General features: G+C 48.3%; 20 protein-coding genes. 7 read left to right on the top strand and 13 right to left on the bottom strand.

From position 1 onward, the window contains the following. The 7 genes from deoA to WKR14_RS05605 all read right to left on the bottom strand — a co-directional run bounded on the left by deoA (position 1) and on the right by WKR14_RS05605 (position 8,785). On the bottom strand, positions 1-1,341 hold the full coding sequence (gene deoA / locus WKR14_RS05635) for a thymidine phosphorylase (RefSeq protein ID WP_025009943.1): 1,341 nt from the start codon (positions 1,339-1,341) through the stop codon (positions 1-3). 143 nt (positions 1,342-1,484) lie between these two features. Beyond that, the gene (deoC, locus tag WKR14_RS05630; RefSeq protein ID WP_101053978.1) at positions 1,485-2,258 is read right to left on the bottom strand and encodes a deoxyribose-phosphate aldolase; all 774 of its coding nucleotides are present in this window, start codon (positions 2,256-2,258) and stop codon (positions 1,485-1,487) included. A 388-nt stretch (positions 2,259-2,646) separates the two neighbouring features. Next, a complete protein-coding gene (locus WKR14_RS05625) occupies positions 2,647-3,513 on the bottom strand; it encodes an outer membrane protein OmpK (RefSeq protein ID WP_339087495.1) in 867 nt (288 codons plus the stop codon). Positions 3,514-3,793: 280 nt separating this feature from the next. Continuing rightward, positions 3,794-5,089, bottom strand: coding sequence for a NupC/NupG family nucleoside CNT transporter (locus WKR14_RS05620; RefSeq protein WP_039033647.1), 1,296 nt, complete (start codon positions 5,087-5,089; stop codon positions 3,794-3,796). Positions 5,090-5,265: 176 nt separating this feature from the next. Beyond that, a complete protein-coding gene (locus tag WKR14_RS05615; protein ID WP_165565987.1) occupies positions 5,266-6,063 on the bottom strand; it encodes a TatD family hydrolase in 798 nt (265 codons plus the stop codon). A 228-nt stretch (positions 6,064-6,291) separates the two neighbouring features. Next, positions 6,292-7,881 carry a peptide chain release factor 3 gene (prfC, locus tag WKR14_RS05610; RefSeq protein WP_165564682.1) on the bottom strand — a complete coding sequence of 530 codons (1,590 nt, stop codon included), beginning with the start codon at positions 7,879-7,881 and terminating at the stop codon, positions 6,292-6,294. A gap of 256 nt (positions 7,882-8,137) precedes the next feature. Then, entirely contained in the window at positions 8,138-8,785 is a 648-nt protein-coding gene (locus WKR14_RS05605) for a LexA family protein (RefSeq protein WP_000854920.1), read from the bottom strand. A gap of 117 nt (positions 8,786-8,902) precedes the next feature. Between WKR14_RS05605 and WKR14_RS05600 the strand changes: the two genes are divergently transcribed. The 7 genes from WKR14_RS05600 to eexR are packed head-to-tail and all read left to right on the top strand — an operon-like array spanning position 8,903 to position 12,575. Further along, complete coding sequence (locus tag WKR14_RS05600; RefSeq protein ID WP_024015942.1) at positions 8,903-9,154, top strand: helix-turn-helix domain-containing protein; 252 nt, start codon at positions 8,903-8,905, stop codon at positions 9,152-9,154. A 55-nt stretch (positions 9,155-9,209) separates the two neighbouring features. Further along, the gene (locus WKR14_RS05595) at positions 9,210-10,079 is read left to right on the top strand and encodes a hypothetical protein (RefSeq protein WP_040132807.1); all 870 of its coding nucleotides are present in this window, start codon (positions 9,210-9,212) and stop codon (positions 10,077-10,079) included. Then, positions 10,066-10,728, top strand: coding sequence for a DUF6475 domain-containing protein (locus WKR14_RS05590; RefSeq protein WP_007105460.1), 663 nt, complete (start codon positions 10,066-10,068; stop codon positions 10,726-10,728). The genes WKR14_RS05595 and WKR14_RS05590 overlap by 14 nt, the downstream gene beginning before the upstream one ends. Next, positions 10,715-11,263, top strand: a complete 549-nt coding sequence (locus WKR14_RS05585) for a lytic transglycosylase domain-containing protein (protein WP_040132806.1) — start codon at positions 10,715-10,717, stop codon at positions 11,261-11,263. The genes WKR14_RS05590 and WKR14_RS05585 overlap by 14 nt, the downstream gene beginning before the upstream one ends. After that, complete coding sequence (locus WKR14_RS05580; protein ID WP_000210563.1) at positions 11,260-11,559, top strand: flagellar transcriptional regulator FlhD; 300 nt, start codon at positions 11,260-11,262, stop codon at positions 11,557-11,559. Before WKR14_RS05585 ends, WKR14_RS05580 begins: the two co-directional genes overlap by 4 nt. Then, entirely contained in the window at positions 11,556-12,089 is a 534-nt protein-coding gene (locus WKR14_RS05575; protein ID WP_000566752.1) for a FlhC family transcriptional regulator, read from the top strand. The genes WKR14_RS05580 and WKR14_RS05575 overlap by 4 nt, the downstream gene beginning before the upstream one ends. Positions 12,090-12,143: 54 nt before the next feature. Further along, complete coding sequence (gene eexR / locus WKR14_RS05570) at positions 12,144-12,575, top strand: entry exclusion protein EexR (protein ID WP_040132805.1); 432 nt, start codon at positions 12,144-12,146, stop codon at positions 12,573-12,575. 105 nt (positions 12,576-12,680) lie between these two features. Here eexR and merA read toward each other — a convergent pair whose 3' ends face one another. The 6 genes from merA to WKR14_RS05540 form a co-directional block, all read right to left on the bottom strand. Beyond that, on the bottom strand, positions 12,681-14,354 hold the full coding sequence (merA, locus tag WKR14_RS05565) for a mercury(II) reductase (protein WP_028867977.1): 1,674 nt from the start codon (positions 14,352-14,354) through the stop codon (positions 12,681-12,683). A 37-nt stretch (positions 14,355-14,391) separates the two neighbouring features. Further along, positions 14,392-14,805: an organomercurial transporter MerC gene (merC, locus tag WKR14_RS05560; protein ID WP_154622165.1), complete on the bottom strand. Its 414-nt coding sequence runs from the start codon at positions 14,803-14,805 to the stop codon at positions 14,392-14,394. 9 nt (positions 14,806-14,814) lie between these two features. Next, positions 14,815-15,090 (bottom strand): mercury resistance system periplasmic binding protein MerP, encoded by a 276-nt coding sequence (merP, locus tag WKR14_RS05555; RefSeq protein ID WP_028867975.1) that lies wholly within the window; start codon positions 15,088-15,090, stop codon positions 14,815-14,817. A gap of 59 nt (positions 15,091-15,149) precedes the next feature. Further along, positions 15,150-15,497: a mercuric transporter MerT family protein gene (locus WKR14_RS05550; protein ID WP_028867974.1), complete on the bottom strand. Its 348-nt coding sequence runs from the start codon at positions 15,495-15,497 to the stop codon at positions 15,150-15,152. Between the two features lie 84 nt (positions 15,498-15,581). Next, complete coding sequence (gene merR, locus WKR14_RS05545; protein WP_028867973.1) at positions 15,582-15,971, bottom strand: Hg(II)-responsive transcriptional regulator; 390 nt, start codon at positions 15,969-15,971, stop codon at positions 15,582-15,584. Between the two features lie 97 nt (positions 15,972-16,068). Further along, positions 16,069-19,638, bottom strand: coding sequence for a conjugal transfer protein TraG N-terminal domain-containing protein (locus WKR14_RS05540; protein ID WP_180824616.1), 3,570 nt, complete (start codon positions 19,636-19,638; stop codon positions 16,069-16,071). Position 19,639 lies beyond the last annotated feature (1 nt).

Raw genomic sequence — 19,639 nt, 5'->3', positions numbered from 1 at the left:
CTACTTCTCCTGGAGATCGGCAGCGCGGATGGCGCGATAGATCTCCGGTGTTTTCTCAGGGGCGCTGTCGCCAATGACTATGGCTCTGCGCACCGCGGCAGCGGCTTCTTCGAAGGCGCTTTCTGACTGGGCATGCACCATTGCCAGCGGCTTGTCAGCATTGATTTCATGTCCCAGGGCACAAACCTGTGTCAGGCCGACGCTGTAATCCAGGGCATCACCTGGCTTACGACGACCACCACCCAGAGTGACCACAGCCAAGCCGAGTTCACGGGTATCCATGCTGTAAGCAAAGCCGGAACGCTCGGCATACACAGGACGAATAATCTTGGCCTGAGGCAAGTATTTTTCAGGATGTTCGACAAAATCGACCGGGCCTCCCAGTCCGGAAACCATACGGGCGAAGATCTCGGCGGCCTTGCCATTATCCAGCACGGCGTTGAGCTTACTGCGGGCCTCGGCCTCATTGGCGGCAAGGCCACCGAGCAGCAACATCTCACTGCAAAGTCCCATGGTGACTTCGTAGAGGCGCGGATTACGATATTTGCCGGTAAGGAAGTTCACCGCCTCGAGCACTTCGACCGCATTCCCGGCGCAGGAGGCCAACACCTGGTTCATATCTGTCAGCAAAGCCGTGGTCTTGGTACCTGCACCATTGGCAACCGCAACAATAGAACGAGCCAGTTCCTCGGATGCCTGATAAGTAGGCATAAAGGCACCGCTGCCCACTTTGACGTCCATCGCCAGCGCATCCAGGCTACAAGCCAGCTTCTTCGACAGTATAGAGGCGGTGATAAGCGGGATGGATTCGACAGTGGCCGTGTTGTCACGAATGGAATAGAAACGCTTGTCGGCAGGGACCAGATCGCCGGTTTGACCGATAATGGCCACACCGACCTCTTTAACCACCTTACGGAACAGTTCGCTGTCGGGCTCAGTCTGATAGCCGGGGATGGCGTCAAACTTATCCAGAGTGCCACCTGTGTGGCCCAGACCACGACCGGAAATCATGGGAACATAACCGCCGCAGGCTGCCGCCATGGGGCCAAGCATCAGGCTGATAACATCGCCCACGCCGCCTGTGCTGTGTTTGTCTATGACAGGGCCGTCGAGCTGCAGGCTATCCCAATTGAGCACAGTGCCGGAATCACGCATAGCCGTCGTCAGTGCGATGCGCTCATCCATGCTCATGTCGTTAAAATACACCGCCATCCCGAATGCAGCTATCTGACCTTCAGACACGCTGTTATCGGTAATGCCTTTGACAAAGAACTGGATCTCCTCCTTGGAAAGCGCCATTTTTTCACGTTTTTTACGGATTATCTCTTGTGCCAGAAACATAATACTGCCTCCTTTCTGCTGCAACCTTGTCTAAAGAAGCTGTTACAGCATTGGGGTTGGACGTCAAATGTGTAGTAATTTTATTACAGATACTAACCAAGTTTTGACGTCCCCAAATAGACTTGGATCACAATCAGCGGGGATTAGTAACCTTGAGTCGGTGCTGGAGCGTCAGCCAGTTCCAGTGTGTGCAGCAGACTGGCCAGCAGGCTGGATGCACCGAAGCGGAAAGTCCGGGGTGAAACCCAGTCACTGCCCAGAATACGCTCGGCTACGCCAAGAAATTCAGCGGCTTGGGCGGCATCACGCACACCACCGGCGGGCTTGAAGCCTACAGCTGGATTCTTCTCACTGATGACGGTCAGCATGATTTCAGCCGCTTCAAGAGTGGCATTGACAGGTACTTTACCGGTAGAGGTCTTGATAAAGTCAGCGCCGGCATCGATAGACAACTCGGAAGCCTTGCGAATAAGCGCCGGGTCTTTCAGTTCGCCGGATTCGATGATCACTTTCAACAGCACATTGTCACCACAGGCTTCTTTGCAAGCCTTTACCAGCTCAAAACCAACAGTTTCGTTGCCTTCCATCAGCGCACGATAAGGGAATACCACATCCACTTCATCAGCACCGTAGGCGACTGCTGCACGAGTTTCCAGCACCGCGATAGCTATGTCATCATTGCCGTGGGGAAAGTTGGTGACTGTGGCAATACGGATATCATCTGCGCCCATGGCATCCAGAGTCTTGCGCGCGATAGGAATAAAGCGTGGATAAATGCAGATAGCAGCGGTATGACCGGCCGGAGTATTGGCCTTATGACACAGTTCGATCACCTTTTGATCGGTATCATCATCATTCAAAGTGGTCAGGTCCATCAGTTGGATGGCGCGCTGTGCTGCTTGTTTTAAATCGCTCATAATTGCTCTCCGAGACATAAAATCAAAGGATTAAAAATCTGTCTTGGCAGCGCCAGAGGGGCTTTGTGGTTATTGTTATGGCCGGGCCTTCGGGCGACGCCTGCATTTGACTGCAAATCATCTTTGTAGGGTATTCAACCTTGATAACGAGTATCACGACTTGAATCCTTGAAGACCGGGAAGGGGGAACTCAAGTTCCTTGCCTTGCCGCGAAAAATCCTTTTTAACGCGAGAAATCTGTCAACCTTTACGTAAACAAGCTGAACCAGCTTCCGGCTATTAATCCGGGTTCATTGAACCCAATTCACTATAGCTCAGGCTTAGGTAAAGATTAAGTCAGAGCAAAATAAAAACGGGGGTCACCCAAGTGGGTCACCCCCATCTGCGATTAGAACTTGTAGGTCGCGCTCAGGTAGTGAGACCAACCTGTAGATTCCAGAGCTAGAGCACCGGCACCGTCTTCGATCAGGTATACGTCTTTAAAGCCTTTCAGGCCATAACCCAGAGCGTAGCGATCTGAATGCCAGTACAGACCGAAGAATACGTTACCGCCATTGGTAGAAGTTGGTACGAAAGCTGTCTTGTTTTCGTCAGCACCGAACTGGTAGTCGATGTAACCCTGGAATGACAGGAAGCTCTTGTTGTCGAAGAAGTAGAAAGGCTTGAACCAGTTCATAGAGAACTGATAACCGTTCCATTCTTTATTGTTCAGGTCGTAGTATCCATACAGGTTCATGCCGGTTTTGCCCAGCCATGGCACCATAACGTCAGCACCCACACCCCAGAAAGAGCTGTTAACACCAGTGCCGTCACCGTCGTTAATCAGGCCGTCCCAGTTAAACAGAGTAGAGAAGTAAACTTCTTGAACTGGGCCGAAAGACAGATCTTTACCGAATACGGCATCCAAGGAGATACGTGGTGCAAATTTCATGAACAGCTTGCTGCTGCCTGAACCTGGGTTCTTGTCACCGTCGTTGGTGTACTGGTTACCCAGGTTAAACACGTCAATATAACCATACAGGTCAAAGATACCGGAACGACCACCAAACTCCATTTCCAGGTAGTTGTGCTGATCACCTGTAGCTGGGTTATCGGGCTTCTCACCGATAGAATACATCAGGTTGAACTGCATCCACTTGTAATCACTGCCGTGCAGATCAGAACGATCAGCGGCGTAAGCATTGCCTGACATGGCGGCGACCGCGGTAGCGGCTAAAGCTAAAGTTTTAACGTTTTCATCATCAACCCCATTCATCTTTGGTTCTCGCCACCCTCTTGGAGCGGCATTCTTTTAATTGGCGCCCGCATTCTACCTTCTCCATCCAAAACCACAAGAAAGACAAAAATAAAATGCGAACACTAAATTTTATATTTGAACAAAAGTACCCATTTCACTCACTAGCCAGAAATATCTGTACTCTTGTTCTGCTCATCTTGCCAACCATAGGTTGGCATATGAGCCAAGCAAAGCTAAGTTTGGAAATCGATTGGGTTAACAAGAGGCCTGCGAATTCAGGCCTCTGTTCACTACCGTCTTACAGTGCCAGGAACAAACCTGCCAGAGTCGCACTCATCAGGTTAGCCAGAGAACCGGCAACCACGGCGCGCAGACCCAGTTTAGCCAGGTCGTGACGACGATTTGGTGCCATAGCCCCCAAGCCGCCCAGCAGAATTGCGATAGAAGACAAGTTAGCAAAGCCACACAGAGCGAAAGAGACAATCGCCATTGTACGGGCTGTCATTGGCGCCTGAGTCTCAGCCACACACATAGGCAGCTCTTTAGTGACATCAGCGGCTACTGTAGTACAAGCCATAGCAGCATCATGGATGAAAGGAGCGAAGTTCATGTAAGCCACAAACTCGTTGACCACTATCTTCTGACCGATGAAAGAACCTGCAATCATGGCTTCATTCCAAGGCACACCAATGAGGTAAGCCAGCGGCATGAAGATATAGCCAAGGATCAGTTCCAGGGTAAGGTTTTCCATGCCGAACCATCCGCCGATACCACCTATAATACCGTTGATCATGGCAATCAAACCGATAAAGGCCAGCAGCATAGCACCAACGTTCAGCGCCAGGTGCATACCGGAAGAAGCACCGGCTGCAGCAGCGTCAAGCACGTTAGCTGGCTTGTCCGGATCGTCCGGCAGTTCATCCATGTCGTTCTTGGCGGTTTCGGTCTCTGGGTGCATCAGTTTGGCCATCAACAAGCCACCTGGAGCGGCCATGAAAGATGCCGCAACCAGATACTGAATAGGTACACCCATCTGCGCGTAACCGGCCAGAACAGAACCAGCGATAGATGCCAGACCACCGACCATAATGGCGAACAGCTCAGATTGAGTCATGGTAGGAATGAAGGGACGAACCACCAGAGGTGCTTCGGTCTGACCCACGAAGATATTGGCAGTGGCAGACATAGACTCGGTACGGCTGGTACCCAGGGCCTTCTGCAAGGCACCGCCTATGATGCGGATAATCCACTGCATGATGCCCAGATAATAGAGCACAGCGATCAGAGAAGAGAAGAACACTATGATTGGCAGCACGTTTACTGCGAAGATAAAGCCGACTTTGAAGTTAGCCAAATCACCAAACAGGAAACCGATACCATTTTGTGCATAACCGATAACACTGGAAACAGCGTCGGAGATACTTTTCAGGATATCTTTACCGACCGGCACATACAGCACAAAGCCACCGAAAGCGGCCTGAATCGCCAGTGCACCACCGACTGTTCTAAGATTGATTGCTTTCTTGTTGTTGGACAACAAGAAACCAATCGCGAGTAGGGTGACCACCCCTACCAAGCTCATAAGTATATTCATTAACCATCACCCTATTGTTAACGCTTTTTAATTATGTTGTTAACCAACCTTTTTCCGAGCAAGATTATACCCGACCTCCGGGGCAAAATCGTCGTTTTGATCAAGTTTTTGAAGTTAATTTTCAAAAGTTTAGTCACCGCATGTAATGCGAGTTACACCTGTTCCATTAAAAAAAACTAAAGCTCAAATAGTTGCATTAGATTCTGTTGGAGGTGTTCTGATATTAGAACATTGCTGTTTTTCTGCAAATTCGCCATTTCGGCTATTATTTGTACCAGCGTCAGAGGGGTATTGCGCTTTTCCGGCAGGAAATGAGGTGTCATTGAGGGTGAATCTGTCTCGACCAAGAGCGCATCTAGAGGTAATTTGCTAACTGTGTCACGTAACTTTTTTGCGTTTTTATTCAGCAATAAGCCACCAATCCCCAATTTGAAACCCAGTTCCAGATAAGCGATTGCTGTTTCATAAGAGCCGTTGAATGCATGAATCACTCCGCCACGCGGCAGCGAATACTGTTTCAACATTCCCAAGAGTTCATTATGGCTTTTCACCGAATGCAGTATCAGTGGCAGCTTCAACTCTGCCGCCAAGGCCAACTGCCCATCAAGCACTCGGTATTGTAAATTCCAAGGGACATACGCCGGGTTATCTGGTGCAAGCTCTGCCTTAGGTTTGTCCAAACCGCACTCGCCAATTCCCACCATCAAAGAGTCATTCGCTGTCATGAGCTCGGTTCTCAGTGCTGCAAGGGATTGGTCGCATTCAATGAGGGTTTTCGGGCAATACCAGGGATGGATCCCCAAGGTATAAGGCAGTTGCAGTTGGTGAGCAATCGCTTTCTGTTTTGACCAATGTTCACTGCTAACACCGGGAATAATGGCCCCACCAATACCGGCGGCCTTCATCGCGGCCATGAGGGCTCGCCTGTCATGATCAAATTCACTGAAATCCAGATGAGCATGGGAGTCAAAGATCATGTTGCTTTCCTTCTTTTTGTCCGTCTGCCAGAGGATCTTTCTGCTTACGTTTCGTTAATGGCGGATCACTGAGCCTTGGCATACAACAACGGCGACTATCTTCGGTTAACCCCAAGCTGTCGCAAAAACGGATGTAACTTTTCCAGCACTTTTGAATAAAAAACATCAGAAGATCTCTCAACAACATCCCAATAAAAAAGGTGGAGCAAGCTCCACCTTTGTGATTTAGTGTTCCCGGGTCTTGGCAAACTCAATATCCGGATAGCGCTCCATGGACAAATTAAGATTAACCATGGTCGGCGCGATATAAGTCAGGTTATCACCGCCATCCAACGCCAAATTGGTGGAGCACTTACGTTGGAACTCCTCCAATTTACGGGCATCATCACAGTAGACCCAACGCGCGGTTGCCACGTTTATAGCCTCATAGATGGCTTCCACGTTGTATTCCGATTTGAGTCTGGCGACCACCACTTCAAACTGCAGTACCCCAACAGCCCCTACGATCAAATCATTGGTATCCAGAGGACGGAAAACCTGCACAGCCCCCTCTTCCGAGAGTTGCACCAGGCCTTTGAGCAGCTGTTTCTGCTTCAGCGGATCTTTAAGGCGAATACGACGGAACATTTCAGGTGCAAAGTTGGGGATCCCGGAGAACTTCAACTCTTCCCCTTGGGTAAAGGTATCGCCAATCTGAATAGTGCCATGATTGTGCAAACCTATGATATCACCGGCGTAGGCTTCGGCGGCGCGCTCACGGTCACCGGCCATAAAAGTGACCGCATCGGAAATACTGATAGTTTTACCTATGCGGACATGCTTCATCTTCATGCCCTGGGTATATTTACCGGAAACGATACGCATAAAGGCGATACGGTCTCTGTGTTTGGGATCCATGTTTGCCTGGATCTTGAACACAAAACCGGAAAACTTCTCTTCACCGGCTTCGACCAAACGCTCTGTGGTCTGCCTCGGCATAGGTTTGGGCGCCCAAGCAGTCAAGCCATCCAGCATATGGTCGACCCCAAAGTTACCCAGGGCGGTCCCGAAGAACACAGGTGTCAACTCGCCACACAGGAAGAGTTCAAGATCAAATTCATTGGAGGCACCGGTTACCAGCTCCATCTCGTCACGCAGCTGTGCTGCCAGGTCGCTGCCAACGGCTTCATCCAGCTCAGGGTTACCCAATCCTTTGATTATCCGTACTTCCTGAATAGTGTGACCATGACCTGTCTGATACAGAATGGTTTCATCGCGGTGAATATGGTAAACGCCTTTGAAAGACTTACCACAGCCTATCGGCCAGCTGACAGGTGCACAGAGAATATCGAGCTCGTTTTCCACTTCATCGAGCAATTCCATCGGATCGCGGATATCCCGGTCGAGCTTGTTCATGAAGGTAACGATAGGGGTGTCACGCAGCCGAGTTACTTCCATCAACTTACGGGTTCTGTCCTCAACCCCTTTGGCAGCATCAATAACCATAAGGCAGGAGTCCACCGCTGTCAGGGTACGGTAGGTATCCTCAGAGAAGTCTTCGTGACCAGGGGTATCCAACAGATTAACCAGGCAGTCGTTGTAAGGAAACTGCATCACAGAAGTCGTGACCGAGATCCCCCGCTCCTTTTCCATCTCCATCCAGTCAGATTTAGCATGCTGAGACGAGCCACGGCCTTTTACTGTACCGGCAGATTGAATGGCGCGGCCATGAAGCAAGACTTTTTCTGTAATGGTAGTTTTACCCGCATCCGGGTGAGAGATGATAGCAAAGGTCCTTCGCTTATTGATTTCATTAAGAAAATCTTGGTTTGCCATGTATAAATTCTTTTAGTTTGTACACGGATTTGTACACACTTTTGGAAGTACTCTCTTTTCAGTTCTTCGCTTGTCAAATCCGTCGTGTTAATCGTAATTGGCCGCTATTTTCGCTGATCTTGACTTTATAAACAATCAATGGTTATCTAATCGGTTACCATTTACTCTCAGCGTGCACCAATGCTCAGTTGTAGCTGTTTGCAATCGTTGCTTCTTCAGCTAATGAACAACTGTGGCTAAACCACAAATTCCTTCGCTACCAGAAATCGATGATAGCTTGTCGTACTACACCGATGATGGTGCAGTTGCCGTTGATCGGTATTGCAGGGTATTGCGGGTTCAAAGGTTTTAGATACTTCTGTTCACCATCAATAACCAACTGCTTAAAGGTTGCTTCTTTCGAATCATCCAAACGCGCAACAACCAATGAACCTGAAGAGTAAGGTAACTCAGGATCAACAACGATCACTGCCCCCTCAGGTATGGATTTTTTTCCGCTTGGATTTTCCATACTGTCGCCTTTTACGCGAAGTGCGAAACAACCCTCATGTGCTTTCCCAGTGACTTCACGCCACTCCTCAGCATCTTCATGGGCAAATCCCTCCGCTATTTCAGTCCAATCACCGGCCTGAACCCAGTTAATGAGAGGAATTCTTCCCTTAATATCAGGCCCGACTTCTACATTACCGACCCCCAAGCCAATCTCGCCATCACCTGTGGCGAGCCAATGAGCATTCACGCGAAGCGCCTCCGCGATCTGCATGGTGTAACGAGACCTAGCCGATTTACCAGAGCAAATCTGGCTGATCGACTGCTGTTTGATACCAATGCGACGAGCCAACTCAGACTGAGTTACCCCAGTAAGCTGCAAGGCATGGTTTAGTCGTTCGGATAAAGTTTTCATAAGCCCGCATTCTACAAATAAAACTGTAGTCTTTCAACAATTTTAACTGTTGACTTATCTACAGTTTAAACTGTAACATTCAATCTTGTAACAGTTATTATTGTAACAGGAGACGGTATGGAAGTGTTCAAAACGACACAAAAACATCTCCGCCGTGCCATTGACTTGGTCGGCGGGCAATCAGCATTAGCAAGAGCCATCAACTCAAAACAGCAAAACGTCTGGTTTTGGTTGAATAAATCAGGGCGTGTTCCCGCTGAATTCGTTTTACCCATCGAACAAGCTACGCAAGGACAGGTAACCCGATCTCAGTTAAGACCGGACATCTATCCCGAATGCCCAAGCGAGCTGAAAGCCAGTAACCAGTAGGATTAAGGGCAAATAATGGTCAGCATTTTACGTAAACACAAAAGCGAGTTCCTCCATGCGTGATTATGGCAAGGTCTATACCCGCTTTTGGCTAAAGCAAAATGTTTTGTCCTGGAGTGACTCAGCGAAGTTGCTAGGACTGTATTTGCTTACATGCCCACATTGTAATTTGCTTGGCTGCTTTCGACTGCCGATTGGTTACGTTGCTTCTGACTTGAACTGGGATGAGCAACAGGTTGCCAAGACGTTAAGTGAGTTAGAACAAGATCAGTTCCTGATTCGTTGCGAGGGATCTGGTTGGACTTTGATTCGAAGCTTTCTGAAGCACAACCCAATCGAAAACCCAAACCAAGGTAAGGCAGCCTTTCGGTTGCTTAAAGATGTACCTGCCGACTTCATTGGTATGGCATCGCTTTTGAAATCTCTTGCCGCTTTTCAAGCTCGGCTACCAGAAGAATTTTCATCATTGTTTATGCCTGATGGCAACCCGGTAAGGGACTCTCAACGGTCGGATGACTCTGAGAGAAGCAATAAACCAACAGTTAAAACTGTTGACCACATACAGTTTGAAGACTTCTGGGATGTACAAATACGCAAAGAAAAAAAAGCGAAAGCCAAAGAAGAATGGCTACGCATGGGCCTCAATGAAGACCATGAACTCGCCTTGGAAGTGCTAACACGCTGGAAAGAGCAACGAGACAACCGATTACAGTATCAAGATCGGACTAAGACCCCTATGCCACATAACTGGCTTTTAAACCGGCAATGGGAAGACGAGTACGTTCGCATTGATGAAGTACAGCAATCATCGACGAGCCTAAAGGGCAGCAATCACCAATTGAATATTGAAGAAAGCAATCGCCGCATTGCTGAAAGCTGGGCCGGACCAGGTATTCGGGAGGTTCGTTCAAGTGCAGGAGGTTGATAAACGCGAGTTTGCTGAAGTTTGGGGAGCAGCTTGGGCCATGTATGGCAAAAGCGTATCACCACAATTGCTATCCATCGCATTTGAAGCCCTTCGTGCTTATAGCATTGAAGAAGTGCGAATCGGTCTGACTCGGCATATTCAATCACCGGATACTGGGCAATTTTTTCCAAAGCCCGCTGACGTCATCAAGCATATCGACGGCAACTCAGGTTCAAGAGCCATGGTTGCTTGGAACAAAGTTGACAAGGCTGTTCGTCAGGTTGGCGCTTGGACATCCGTGATGTTTGACGATGCGCTTATCCACCGCGTGATTTCAGACATGGGTGGATGGGTTGAACTCTGCAAGGTTGATGACAGGGAATACCCCTTTAAGCAAAAAGAGTTTTTAACACGCTACCAGGCTTACTTGCTACGGGACGAAGTGGGTGAATACCCAAGGCTATTACAGGGTATTGCAGACCATCAGAACCAGCAAAAAGGATTTGATATGCAAGCGCCTGTTGCCGTAGGCGACTGGTCAAAAGCGGCACAAGTTTATACGAGAGGCATCGCCGACTTTAGCGCAGTGCCATTAAAAAGAATAAGCCCGAAAGCCATTCAGGCGCTTCTCGGAAATCAATTAGAGGACAAAAATGAAAACGATTAAAGCAAAAACCATTGCCCTAGTGATAGCCATGTCCGCAAGCACTTCAGTCTATGCGTTTCCGGGCTATCAGTGGGAAAAAGCAGCACAAAGCGTTGGTATTGATCCAGTCATGCTCTACGCCGTTGCCTTGGCTGAGTCGGCCTCACATCGTGGTCTCAACATGACCAGTCCATGGCCATACGCAATTCGCAATGGTTCAAACGCAACCTACGCCAAATCTAAGACAGAAGCAGAGCAACTGTTAAACCAGGCACTGCAAGAGACTGAAAAATATCAGCTCGATATTGGCCTTATGCAAATCAATTTGCATTGGCATGGGCATCGGGTGAGCTCAGCAGCGGAACTGCTAGACCCCATCACCAACCTTACGGTCGGCTCAAGTATTTTGGCCGAAGCAATCAAGTCTTCACCAAATGATTTAGAGCTTGGCATAGGCCGCTATCACAGTTGGAACGAAGATCGTGCACGCTGGTATGGGCAAAGAGTGCTTTCTATCTATCGCAATATTTTACATGAACTGGAGGTCCGTCAATGACAACCAATCAACAAGACTTCTATCAATTAAATTTGGCGTACCTACACGCAGCACGTGAATTGGCGCGCATTGATCCGCAAGAGGCGGTCTTGCGCTTTGGACTTACACGCGACGTGGTGGATGCACTGATTAATGCCGGTGTTGACGACCTGCAACGAGTGGCGACCTCATCATTCATGCTGTTTCAACCAAGGGGTAACCAAAGCCAACTGATTGAGATGGTGAAGAGCAAAGGTACAGGTATCCCAAGAATCGCTTATTTATTATCAACCCTAAACAACAAGGGGGATGCATGATTGATAACCTGTCCAAAAGTGAGCTGTTTACCCGAGCCTCGCTGCTTATTAAGTACGGATTTCGAACGACCATTATCGCGCTCGATACAGGTTTGCCAATCCACATTATCAGAAGGCTGCACAAAGAAGTGACTGGCAAGTCACCTTGTCCTGGTCAATTGCCAGAATCTGATGCCATCGTTAAAAGCAGAAGAGCCCTAGTTGAAGGCTCCCTGCTGATGGCGCTTTATGTCAATATTGGTGGTGATAATGTCTACAAGAAATTAAATATCGATGCTTTGATGAAGGCTTACGATGCGTACTTGGTTGCAAGAGAAGAGGCAGATCTTCCAGCTGAGATCCCCTGGAAAAAACTGACCATCAATGAAGGTTGGGTTCTAGCTCGTGATTTAAGATCACAGCTTGCATCCTTACACCGGTGTCGATGCGGCAGTCTGTATTTGACGGTATCTCAACAGCGCATTCAGCTTAAATGTCCTGTGTGTGAGATTATGGCCGAGCAAACCACTAGAGCACTTTTTGAGAACTAACATGCTGATGCATGATTTGATTGTGCACCGCCCGTGCACTTTGAGAGTACTAAGATGATAAAATTACTTAAATCTTTACCAGCACGCTGCTGGTTTATATCACTGGGGCTTTTTCTGGCGACTTTGGCTGCGGCTCATTTTTTTCCCTCAGAAATATTAACGGCATCTGCCAAGTTAGCGGCTTTGCCATTTCTGATTTGCACCGTCGTTTTTTTCAGCTACTTGGGATTCAAAGCGACCTGTAATCCCATCGGACTTATAGCCATCATCACTATGCTTGTAGCAATCGCATATTGGCAAGCGAGTTGGACAATTTTATGTGTCGGTTTAGCCTTCTTAGGCTTAAGCGGACTAATCCATTTATTTCAAAGACAACTGAAAGATACCGGTCGAGAACTAAGCCTGAGCGAAAAAAAATATTGGTACTGGGTAAACGAATTTGCAGATGGTCGCTCATCTATCCTCCCTAAAAAAACAAGGTCATAGTAAATTGACTGCTTTTTTACTTATACTCAAAAAATTGATTGGCACTTTCGTACTACGAATGAAAAATGCCATTTCCATCAATGAATACGGATCAACTCAAGTTCGTTACCCAGCACAACAGGACAGTTCTTTGACATCCTTGTTAAAGGTTTGGGCGCAGAGCTTCAAACCCTCCACCATAGTCAGGTAAGGGAAAAGCTGGTCGGCTAATTCCGTCACCGTCATACGGTTGCGGATCGCCAGCGCCGCACTCTGGATCAGTTCTCCACCTTCATGCGCCAGAATCTGCGCCCCGATCAGGCGGCCAGTGGCTTTTTCCGTCACCAATTTGATAAAACCATCGGTCTCGAAATTCGCCAGTGCGCGCGGCACGTTCTCCATCTCCAATACACGACTGTCGGTTTCAATGTCTTGTGCGTTGGCTTGCTCTTCCGTGAGCCCAACAGTTGCCACCTGGGGATCGGTAAAAATCACTGCTGGCATGGTGGATAGATCCAGTTTGGCGTATCCGCCCGTCATGTTGATGCCGGAACGGCTACCGGCGGCCGCGGCGACATAGACGAATTGCGGCATGTTGCAGCAGTCTCCGGCGGCGTAAATACCGGGAACATTCGTTTCCATGCGTTCGTTAACAACGATTTCGCCCTTTTTGTTGGTCGTAACACCCACCGCGCCCAGATTGAGTTGGCAAGTATTGGCGTGTCGCCCGGTGCTTACCAGCAAACGATCGCAGCGTAGATCGCCCGCGTTAGTTTCCAATGTAAATTGGCTTCCATCGTGGGTCACCTTGGTAGCTTGCGTACTGTTTAATACTCGAATGCCTTCTTTTTCAAAACATCCGGTGAGTTTTTCACCGAGCAAGGGATCTTCCCGATAAAGCAATGTATGTCTTGCTAATATGGTGACTTCACTGCCTAAACGGCGATAAGCCTGGGCAATTTCCAGCGCTACAACCGACGAACCAATCACGACCAGGTGCTGCGGCAATTCCTGAGCAAACAGCGCTTCGGTAGAGGTCCAATAAGGTGTTTCAGTTAAACCATCAATAGGAGGAATGGTTGGCGTGGAGCCGGTAGCGATCAGGATTTTATCGGCGTGAACTGCCTGCTCGGTTCCATCATTTTTTCTGACTATCAGGGTGTTGGCATTTTTAAATTGCGCCCAACCTTTAAGTAAACTAAGCGCAGGATTTGTCTCCAGAATATTCTGGTACTTTGCCGCGCGCAGCTCTTCGACCCGAGCGGTCTGCTGCTGAGTCAACAAGGCTCGACTCAATTGGGGCGCATGATTTTCCAGTCCGGTAAAGGGATTATTGCGTTGCTGCTGAGCCAATTGAGCGGCGCGGATTAGAATTTTTGAGGGTACGCAGCCGACATTCACGCAACAGCCGCCAATCACATCGGCTCCCTCAATAAGAGTGACCTTGGCACCACCTTCAGCGGCTTTAATAGCGCAGGCAAAAGCGCCGGAACCCGTACCGATAATCGCCACATGTTGAGTTTGGTTGCTTTCAGTGTTGCTTGCATTTTCGTTGTCACAGCAGTCGTTCGGTGAAGTAATTTCTTTTGCAGTGCCAGTGGATTCTTTTGCGATATAACCGAGAGCTTCTATTGCTCCAATGAGAACGGTTACGCTGACCCCACCGTTCGTGGTGATCGTTGCTCTGGCGTTTTCATAAGATATTTCAACCTTATTAACGCCTTCGATCGCATCGAGTGCTTCTTTAACGTGGGCGACGCAACTTGGACAGGTCATCCCTTCTATCGATAGTAAGATCATTCGTTTTCCTCAAATAGTAGTCAGGCATTGCGTCGTGTTAAACAGCACAGCTGTCATCATCACAGCGTTTATTCGCCGGTGAAAAAATATCCCAAAGCGATACGGCAACCATCAGGCCTAATGCTGAATAGGTGACATAGCTGCTCCAGCCGTACTGGAAAAACGGATAGAGCGATAACAGCAATAAAATGGGGCCGGCCACACCCAGCGCACTACGGTGCCATTGCCGGTGGCTGAACCAGCCAAGTCCGTTGAGTACCAAGGCAATCCAGGCAAACAGGGGTAATAGCGTGCTAACAAACAGACCTTCCCATTGGCTGAGAAAACCCAGTCCTACCGCAGCGCCCAGACTGGCAATGGCCGGGAAACACATGGCGCATCCCATAGCAGAAACCAGCGCGCCCAATGAGCTAATCTTATCGCCGAACCGGGTCAGTAACCGTATTAGCATTTCTATGCTTTACTCCTTGAGCGTTGACGGATAACCCGCGTTAGTGGTGGCTTCGGTCAGTGCTTTTACCGTGGTTTTTTCGTCGTCGAAGGTGACCACCGCCAGTTTGGTCTTAAAGGTCACTTCGGCTTTACTGACGCCATCGACTTTTTGTAAGGCTTTTTCCACGGTAAAGGGACAGGTCACACAGTTCATGGTTGGGACTTCCAAAGTAACTGTTTTCGGGGCAGCTAAAGCGTTCAGGCTGGTCAGTACGAACAGGGACATTAGGGCGAGTGTTTTCATAATTTTCTCCAAGAGCAAGCCATAAAGATTTAATCAAAATAAAAGGTTAGAAATCGTCATCAGGCAAACCAGACAATCCAATAATTACTGGTGACTAAAACCAACGCAGTCAGTGCCGTTAACCAAAAGATCACCTGCCGACGTTTTCGCACTTGAGGAACTGCACAGGCGGTGCCTGGCTCACAGTCCTCGACGGGGCGATAGACCTTCCAGCCTGCGAAGCCAAATAAGGCTAAAACCAGCAGGATAAAAATGGGACGATAAGGTTCTAACAAGGTTAAATTACCAATCCAGGAGCCACTCACGCCTAGCAGCAACAAGACGAAAGGACCAGCGCAGCAAAGACCAGCGCCAATAGCGGCAATAACACCGCCGATGATTGGAAAGTTGGGATTACTTTTTGACATAACTCACTCTACTTATCGTACTTTAGTAAAACAAGCTTAAACCCCGTACCCAACTACGGAGTCAAGATAAAATTTGACTCATTATTAATCTTCAGGAAGTAGGGAATCAATAATGGGACAGTGGGATTGGTTAGTATTAGAATTACACTCATTCAATAATTCTGTGAGAACGGTTTCTAAGCGGCGAAGACCTGCTATTTTGGCTTTCACACTTGCAAGCTTGTGTAAAGTCATTTCTTGCACTTCTATACAGGGAGTGTCATTAAGGCTGAGTAAATTGGAGATTTCTTCCAAAGTGAACCCAAGATCTTGGGAACGTTTAATGAATTTTATTCGGTTTAATGTTGCCAAAGGATAAAGTCGGTAGCCTAGATGCGGTTTTTCAGGTTTTTCTATAAGACCACGTCGTTCGTAATAACGAACAGTCTCAACATTGATACTAGCTTGTTCGGCTAATTTTCCAATTGTGTACATGTGATATATTTCTCCGTATCTAAGTACGGAGAAATATATCCCTATCTACGTAATTAAGCCATAAAACTTCGTTAGCCTTGAGCTTCTACTCCTTGTTTTATTTATTTCCTGATGCCTGGTTATATGCCCTAATATCGATCAAGTTGTTCTGAGCATAATCTCCCGCAAGGGATGCATTTGAGATCACTGCAATCTGCTTATCCACAAATGCTTTATCTTCATCAGACACACTGTCAGAGATGTAAGCGCCACTCTCATCCTTTTGACGATACTCATTTAGCATTTGCTCCCTTAGACCAAGCATTTCAGGCGACCAACTCGATGAGTCTTCAGAATTGAAAACGCGCCCCGCCAAACCTTCATTGAAAGCTTGAGCGAAAACTTGACTTTGAATCGGGGTCAATCCCATTCTCTGCCCTTCGCTGTATGCTTCCTGTTTAAAATCATCAGCATACTGCTCTAGAAACTCACCATATCGATTGTTAACTGCCGCACCGAATGCCCCCGCCAACATGGCTTCAGACTTAGTGCCCCAGTTTACTTCGGAGGCATACTGCGAACTCGATCCACTGTATGCATCATTAAACGCCGTCAATGGGTTTTCCAAAGAGGTTCCTGCATCAACGGCGGCTTTTAAGCCATCCCAGGTTGATTTGCTGGCCACAGTAGCGTTGTGCAAGAAACCTCGTGAGCCAGGATCTTCAAGCGCTTGTTCTTTGTAACTCTCATAGTCTTCGCCAAAGTGATTCAGGGTATGCAGAGCTGCATCAGTATGCTTGCCACTGAAATCACCGATAGCACTGGCGCTGTTGAAGAACATTTCAGCACCTGAGACTCCGCTATCATCAGCCATAATGCGAGATCGCCACTGAGAGCCAGCTTCACTGTTGAGTCCAGATTGATAGGTACTTGTGTCAGAAGCTACGGCCTGCTGGGCTTGTTGCTGATGCGCATTCAGCTGTCCATCTACACCAGAAAGATTGGTTTGGTAAGCGGATTGAGCCGAATTGAACTGCGTTTGAACTGTTGCAGCATCCTCATAGCCTCCCAGAACACCGGATTCAACTTGGCTTTGAGTGCCACCAAAAGTAGGTGCAGTTGATGACAAGCCTTCATTAGAGCGTGGCTGAATAGATCGTAAATCGGCTCCGGTAGCCATGGCCATAACAGTCATTGCTGCTTGATAGTCATTGTCTCGTTCAGCGGGCGTCGAGGAGTTGCTATAGGTTAAAGACTCCATAGCTGCGGCCACATACGCCTGATTATCATCAGGTAGCAAGCGCTGATACATTGGAAGGTTTTCACGTAATCGGTTACCTGCTTCAACATGCTGGTTCATATAGCGACCTAAATAATCCATGACTTCAGGATTATCCGCTGCTAATCGAGTTAACGTCGCACCATCCGTGTTCCTTTGTCCTGATAGACTGTAGCTGGCCTGATCAAGCTCACTAAAGCGGTTTGATGCCGTGATAACGTCTTGTGCTGAACTCTGAAGTGACTGATAGTCTTGGTTAGACAACGACATTTCAACGCCAGAACGTCTTGAATCTGAAAGGTCCTTAACCATTGCATCGCGATACTCAGCACGTCGTGAATCACTCGATGCCAAGCTTTGCATCTCCCCAGTGAGCGTATTTGCGGTCGTAGATCGAGAACTGCCTTCTGACGACTCAACTTGGCCACTAAAGTTTCCACCTAAATCCAAGCCTGCTCGTAGCCGTGATATTTTTGGCACTCTTGAGGATTCAGGCTTATCGACTCCAGGCAAGTTACCTTGTGGGGAGTCATTCCCCCCTGTACCAAGTAATCTTCCCAAGAACCCTTTATCTGCTACTTCTTTATCACCGGTATTTGTAATGGTTCCATCTCCACCGACCCTTAGGCCTCCCGATAACACGCCCGATACCAAGCCACGTACAGCGTCTTTTTTATCGTCTCCGAAACCATACCGTGTTTGCAGGTCATCAGTAACCTGATTAACAACGGCGCTAGATGCGGAATTAGAAGAACCGATCTGACGTCCAACTGAAGACAGGTTGTCGTAACTTAGCTTTTCACCAAAGGTTCGACTCATGGTATTGCCAACCTGACGGCTAAAGGCTTGAGTTGCCTGAGTCATGGATTCTTTTGCAGAGCCGACCATTGAACCCACTGCGTTTCCGACAGAGAAACTGCTTAGTAGGTTTGACGCGCCGGTCATAGCAGAACCAGTGAGGGCTGAATTTTGGAACATTGACTGTGATTGCATTACCGGGGCATTTTTCGCGACATCTGGACTTGCCAGCTTTTCATCAATGGCATCACCGTTTTGTAGACGCCCAGCCAAGTGGGTAGCGGTTATTGCTGAGCCATAAACGAGCATGAGCGAAATCGCCGGAACACTCGACGCCAACATGCCGCCAGTAGCTATCCAGGTTTGCAGCACTGAATCCATCTGCATCATCCCAGCAAAAGATGGCACTTCTGTACCTGCAAAGGCATCAAGAGCAGACATTTTCCCTGCAACGGTTAAATGAATATACAGGTTAATGATGGCCATGACAGGCATCCAAAGTTGAATCCAAAGCAGGATTAACAAGTACTTCCCAGCCATTCGCATCCCGATTTGGCCAAGGGCTATCACAAAGGCCATCAATGGGGTGATGGCGTAAATGAACCCCTCAAAAAACGTCATCATCGGACGAACGATACTCTGGAACAGGGTCTGCTCCGCCGCCCATTGCGTATTACGCTGCTCAATCGCTTGGTTAACCATAACGGCTGCGGTGAAAGCTTGATCATCCATATACTTGCCCGTCACGCTTTGCTCATAAATAGGCAAAAGCACTGACGCGGTCATATACTCTTGGGTGTTAACCGAAGCCAAACCAAGGTTATTCAGTGCATTTCGGATCACGTCATCAGTGTCCGTTGCTGACGAAGTCCCCAATGAGGCTGACAGAACCTGTTTAAGCCTTGGAATGAAGGTTGATTCTGTCATGAGTTTCAGTTGGCTATAGGCATCGGTGCAGTCCAGATCGCTACTGCTACCACTGAGCATGATTCGAGTGCCATAAATGCGCGAATCAAACCTAATCGCTGTCATCGGGTTAGGATCACTCAGCACCTGATCGAGGTTCTTTTGGCCGATGTCGATACCAATCAAGGTGCACTCTTTGATGTAGTTAAACCACGATTGCTCGATGTCCGAGCCGCCGACACGATTTGCATCACCCAACCCAGAGCGATCCATCACCTGTTTTCTCACTTTAATCAGTGACTGTAAACTGGATGCAAAGCCGTATTCCGTCATCGCGGGAGTTGAGAAGGCGGTTTCAAACAATCGCGTGATTTGAAAGCCAACAGTCGAAATCGTACTACCTGCGGCAGCAACACCGATGGGCACATTATCAACCACTCGAACTTGTCCGGTGTACGCATCCTCAATGCTCACTCGGGTACTGGGTCCAAACATGGTTGCAAAGACTAGCCATGAGACTAAAACGTGTTGAAAGTTAATCCCACGACCGCCTTGCATTAAGGCCTGGACAGAGACCATCAATACCCCAATGAGCAAGCCAATGCGAACCATTGAAGTAAAATCGCCTGTACCAGTGATCATCGCGACAGCGTTCAGGACCTGCTCTAAAAAAGCCGAATCCCCGATGGAATAGATTTCCCACATG

The sequence above is a fragment of the Shewanella chilikensis genome, assembly GCF_037953065.1.
GTDB classification, from domain to species: Bacteria; Pseudomonadota; Gammaproteobacteria; order Enterobacterales; family Shewanellaceae; genus Shewanella; species Shewanella chilikensis.
This window is presented reverse-complemented; position numbering and strand designations above follow the sequence as displayed.

Coding starts and splice junctions, on each gene's coding strand:
- deoA (WP_025009943.1), bottom strand. CDS start 1,341: ATGTTTCTGGCACAAGAGATAATCCGTAAAAAACGTGAAAAAATGGCG.
- deoC (WP_101053978.1), bottom strand. CDS start 2,258: ATGAGCGATTTAAAACAAGCAGCACAGCGCGCCATCCAACTGATGGAC.
- WKR14_RS05625 (WP_339087495.1), bottom strand. CDS start 3,513: ATGAATGGGGTTGATGATGAAAACGTTAAAACTTTAGCTTTAGCCGCT.
- WKR14_RS05620 (WP_039033647.1), bottom strand. CDS start 5,089: ATGAATATACTTATGAGCTTGGTAGGGGTGGTCACCCTACTCGCGATT.
- prfC (WP_165564682.1), bottom strand. CDS start 7,881: ATGGCAAACCAAGATTTTCTTAATGAAATCAATAAGCGAAGGACCTTT.
- WKR14_RS05605 (WP_000854920.1), bottom strand. CDS start 8,785: ATGAAAACTTTATCCGAACGACTAAACCATGCCTTGCAGCTTACTGGG.
- WKR14_RS05600 (WP_024015942.1), top strand. CDS start 8,903: ATGGAAGTGTTCAAAACGACACAAAAACATCTCCGCCGTGCCATTGAC.
- WKR14_RS05595 (WP_040132807.1), top strand. CDS start 9,210: ATGCGTGATTATGGCAAGGTCTATACCCGCTTTTGGCTAAAGCAAAAT.
- WKR14_RS05585 (WP_040132806.1), top strand. CDS start 10,715: ATGAAAACGATTAAAGCAAAAACCATTGCCCTAGTGATAGCCATGTCC.
- WKR14_RS05580 (WP_000210563.1), top strand. CDS start 11,260: ATGACAACCAATCAACAAGACTTCTATCAATTAAATTTGGCGTACCTA.
- WKR14_RS05575 (WP_000566752.1), top strand. CDS start 11,556: ATGATTGATAACCTGTCCAAAAGTGAGCTGTTTACCCGAGCCTCGCTG.
- eexR (WP_040132805.1), top strand. CDS start 12,144: ATGATAAAATTACTTAAATCTTTACCAGCACGCTGCTGGTTTATATCA.
- merA (WP_028867977.1), bottom strand. CDS start 14,354: ATGATCTTACTATCGATAGAAGGGATGACCTGTCCAAGTTGCGTCGCC.
- merC (WP_154622165.1), bottom strand. CDS start 14,805: ATGCTAATACGGTTACTGACCCGGTTCGGCGATAAGATTAGCTCATTG.
- merP (WP_028867975.1), bottom strand. CDS start 15,090: ATGAAAACACTCGCCCTAATGTCCCTGTTCGTACTGACCAGCCTGAAC.
- WKR14_RS05550 (WP_028867974.1), bottom strand. CDS start 15,497: ATGTCAAAAAGTAATCCCAACTTTCCAATCATCGGCGGTGTTATTGCC.
- merR (WP_028867973.1), bottom strand. CDS start 15,971: ATGTACACAATTGGAAAATTAGCCGAACAAGCTAGTATCAATGTTGAG.
- WKR14_RS05540 (WP_180824616.1), bottom strand. CDS start 19,638: ATGTGGGAAATCTATTCCATCGGGGATTCGGCTTTTTTAGAGCAGGTC.